This is a genomic window from Salipiger aestuarii (assembly GCF_003259905.1).
Classification (GTDB): domain Bacteria; phylum Pseudomonadota; class Alphaproteobacteria; order Rhodobacterales; family Rhodobacteraceae; genus Salipiger; species Salipiger aestuarii.
Genome location: NZ_QLMG01000100.1, coordinates 1 through 3,447, shown reverse-complemented (window position 1 = coordinate 3,447; position 3,447 = coordinate 1). Strand labels below are relative to the sequence as shown.

Annotated in this window: 6 protein-coding genes; 4 read left to right on the top strand and 2 right to left on the bottom strand. The window is 64.4% G+C overall.

All coding sequences use genetic code 11. From position 1 onward, the window contains the following. A partial coding sequence (locus ATI53_RS23750; RefSeq protein ID WP_211315415.1) for a hypothetical protein occupies positions 1 to 256 on the top strand: 256 nt, incomplete at its 5' end. Here ATI53_RS23750 and ATI53_RS22575 read toward each other — a convergent pair. Then, positions 248 to 544 (bottom strand): hypothetical protein, encoded by a 297-nt coding sequence (locus tag ATI53_RS22575; RefSeq protein WP_146610008.1) that lies wholly within the window; start codon positions 542 to 544, stop codon positions 248 to 250. The genes ATI53_RS23750 and ATI53_RS22575 overlap by 9 nt on opposite strands. A 100-nt stretch (positions 545 to 644) precedes the next feature. Between ATI53_RS22575 and ATI53_RS22570 the strand changes: the two genes are divergently transcribed. Beyond that, entirely contained in the window at positions 645 to 1,508 is an 864-nt protein-coding gene (locus ATI53_RS22570) for an integrase catalytic domain-containing protein (RefSeq protein ID WP_111551430.1), read from the top strand. A 179-nt stretch (positions 1,509 to 1,687) separates the two neighbouring features. Further along, the gene (locus ATI53_RS22565; protein WP_111551429.1) at positions 1,688 to 1,969 is read left to right on the top strand and encodes a hypothetical protein; all 282 of its coding nucleotides are present in this window, start codon (positions 1,688 to 1,690) and stop codon (positions 1,967 to 1,969) included. Between the two features lie 131 nt (positions 1,970 to 2,100). Here ATI53_RS22565 and ATI53_RS22560 read toward each other — a convergent pair whose 3' ends face one another. Next, positions 2,101 to 2,484, bottom strand: a complete 384-nt coding sequence (locus ATI53_RS22560; RefSeq protein ID WP_009502610.1) for a hypothetical protein — start codon at positions 2,482 to 2,484, stop codon at positions 2,101 to 2,103. A gap of 459 nt (positions 2,485 to 2,943) precedes the next feature. Between ATI53_RS22560 and ATI53_RS22555 the strand changes: the two genes are divergently transcribed. Then, positions 2,944 to 3,225 (top strand): hypothetical protein, encoded by a 282-nt coding sequence (locus ATI53_RS22555; RefSeq protein ID WP_009502608.1) that lies wholly within the window; start codon positions 2,944 to 2,946, stop codon positions 3,223 to 3,225. The last annotated feature ends 222 nt before the right edge of the window (positions 3,226 to 3,447 follow it).

Sequence of the window (3,447 nt, the reverse complement as noted above, 5' to 3'; positions counted from 1 at the left end):
ACTTCAAGCAGCCGATGCCCGGGGCGGTGGCGGCGTAACCAAGGCGGAAAACCACTTAGAAAACGCCCGGAGCCTGTTCAGACAACCCGAGCCACTTCTCAGTTCTCCAAGGCGAGCACAACAGCGACCGTTTCGAAGTCTTGCCGTGAAGTTGATGTGCAATGTCGGCATGCCTTGCGCTAACGAGCGCGAGGCATGCAAAAAAGGGCGGCTTTCGCCGCCCTTGTCCGAGGTGTGCAAGTATTTGTTATTGTGATCGCCAGAGCTTCAGCGCGTCTTCGATGCGTGCATAGGCCTGGATGACCTCGTGCCTTGAGTGATGGCCGTCGCAGAACTGGTGACCGTAGGTGTCTGCGCGGGTGTCTTCGATCGTGTAGCCGAGCGCGAGAAACGCTTCGTGCGCCGCCTCGGTCAGCCGCGCGGGGTGTCTCGGCGAAGTCATGACGGTGACGCCGGCGATCTCCCGTCCGATCTGCGTGTAGTGCCGATCCACCCACATGTGGACACGAGACAGGCCGTGCTTCTCGATGAGCCAAAGCGTCACGTCACAGATATCCTGCTCCAACCCGAACTCATCCGGGTATACGCTCAGGCGGCGCTGTCGCGCCACCTGAAGGACACAGCGTGCCCCGGTCTCAGTCGGCATGACGGAACCGCGCGAGAAGGTCGCTGAGGGCAAACCGGAAATCGTCTGCCCGTCCCGTGAGACGGTGCGGCAGGCGATCCGGAAGCTCAATCCCTTCGATATCACCCTGACCCGGAAGGGCCGCGAGGCAGCAAACCGGCAGTTCGCTCCGGTCGGCATGGGGCTGGACATTGCGCGCCCGATGCAGCGTGTCGAATTCGACCAGTGGGAGGACGACGCCATCACCCTGATGGCCGAAGGCGGACTGTTCCATCACCTGACGGACGAGGAAAAGAAGGCCCTCGGGCTGGACAAGAAGAAGGCGCGGTGGTGGATCACGGTGGCCATCTGCTGTGCAACGCGCTGCATCGTCGGGCTGGTCGTCTCCAGGCAGCCCAACTCGCAGAGTGCGCTCCGGGTCATCGAGATGATGATGCGCGACAAGGGCGTGTGGGGGGATGCCTGTGGCGCGCTCACGCCGTGGAACCAGTTCGGCTGGCCGTCGGTCATCGTGACCGACTGCGCGAGCTACAACATCTCGAGCGTTGTCCAGGCACGCGTATCCGATCTCGGCATCACGCTGCAGTATTGCGCCGCTGCCAATCCGGAATCCAAAGGCAGAATCGAGCGCGTGTTCGGTACTTTCGCGACCCAGCTCATGCCCCGGCTGAGCGGTCGGAACCGATCCTCGGCGGACGTATTGTCCCCATGGGCCGCGTGCCGAATGAAACGACCGCCCCGCGGCGAACACGCTGGTCGGGGCATGGCAGGCCAACGCGGTGTGCGTCGTCCCGTCCGTGCCCGAAAGCAAGGGAACGGTCTCGGGCGGGATTCGCGGCTGCGGACGTGTCGGATCGCCTTGACCGTGAGGGCATCCCCATGACGGCCGCCCCCTGCGCGGTGACGAACTGACGGCCCATGTCCAGATCGGGGTTGCCGCCGATCTGTACGCGGCGCGGAATGCCATGGGTGCGACGATCCTGCGCGACATCGAGGAGACGCAGATCCACCCTTGCGGATCGCCGCAAGTCGCGTTCCGCCGCGACGGACAGGAGCGGGCGCATGTCGTCCGCCCCCGCCGCGCGGCTGATTACCCGACCATCCATCGAAAAGCATTGCCCCGCTGCGCAGTACCGGGCGCGCGCGGCGGCGCTGGGGCAAGCTGTTTGGCGCTGCGTCTTCGGCGTTGACCTGCCCCTGGTCCCCTCAGGTGCGCGACCGGACCGGTTCGAAGGCCAGCATGCGGGCCATCCACCGGTTGGCGCCTCGCCGGGCGGCCATGTCGTCATCTGCAAAACATGTCGTCACCCGCAAAAACGTGCGCCAGCCGGGGTGTTCGAATAGAGAGTCGCTTACCGCAGTGACCGTGGACCGGCGCAGGATAGGGACCGTTTGCCCTTGGTGAACGAGCTTTCGACGCGAAACAGGTCATTTGACCGGGGTTTTCCCGCGGATTTTCCGGAGTCAGCCAGGGGTCATTCTTCGGGATAGGTGGCCCGGCATTGCGCCGCGTCGGTATTCGCGGCCGCGCGCAGCGCGGGCAAGGCCTGTTGCAGTTCGGCAAGCCGGGTTGTCAGGGCCGCGCGGTCCACCGGCACGCGGCGGGTCACGGGTTCGGTTTGTGTATCCCAGCAAGAGTAGCGGTGCCCCTCGCTGGTGCGGCATGTGCCATAGACCCGGCGCCGCTCGAATTTGGTTTCAAACGTGTAGCCGCGGGCCAGATCCTTTGCGATGCGCTCACTCTCGCGCATGGCCGAGCGCCACGGCGCGGCGGCGTCGGTCAGGCAGGCCTCGCGCGGGGTGGCGCAGGCGGCCAGCATCAGCAGCGCAAGAACGGGAATCGCAAGGGCGTGTCGCATGGCCTGAACTGTGCCCCCGGATGACCGCGCTGTCGATCCCCGCCGATGCCGCAGGGCACACCCTTTCGCGATGGGCGCCCCTGCGGCATCTCGCGGTACGCGCTGTCGCGGGGTGGGGCCGGCCTGGGCGTGCCCGGCGCCGTCCCACCGGATTTCAACCCCGCCGCCCCCGCGAATGGCGGTCGTGAATGGCGGTGATGTCGGGAAACAGCGATCAATTCTGCCGCGGGTTCGGCGGATATGCAGCCCCCGTACACGGGCACCGACGATCCGGGTCGCACCCAGTTCATACGGTCCCGCCGATCCGTTGATCCTGCCGTTTAGACCGCCTCGTCGGGTGCCGGTGCGCGGCAAGGCGGCGAAAGCCAGATCGGATGGAACCATCCGGTGTCTTCAAGGTTGTGCGAACGGTCGCGGCGCCGCCATGGCGCCAAGAAAAAGATATCAAGGAGACTCATTATGAAAACCGGAGCTGCCGTAGGACTCGCCGTCGTTGCCGTCGCCGCCATTGCATTTGGCGCATACATGATCGATTTCGATGTGACCGACGAGGGCGCGCTGCCTGATGTGGACGTTTCGGTCGATGGCGGTGAAATGCCGGAAGTGGACGCCGAGGTCGGTTCGATCACCACCGGCACCAGCACCGAAACCGTCGAAGTTCCGGATGTCGACATCGAGGTCGACACCGAAGAAGCCGAGGTGAAGGTCCCGACGATCGACGTGAACCCGCCCTCGGACTGACGCATCGCCCGGATTTCAGGATTGGCAAAAATGCCCCCCTTCGCGCTTGTGGAGGGGGGCCTTTTTTTGTTGATGATCGGCTAGAAGGGATGCCGGTGGCGCTATCAGGGGGGCAAAGAATTTGTTGAGGGTGCAGACCCATTGATTTCGGGCGTCTGGCGTGATTCAGGTTCCGCAAGGAGACCTGATCGATGAGTAACTTTACTGGCTGACGGACGCACA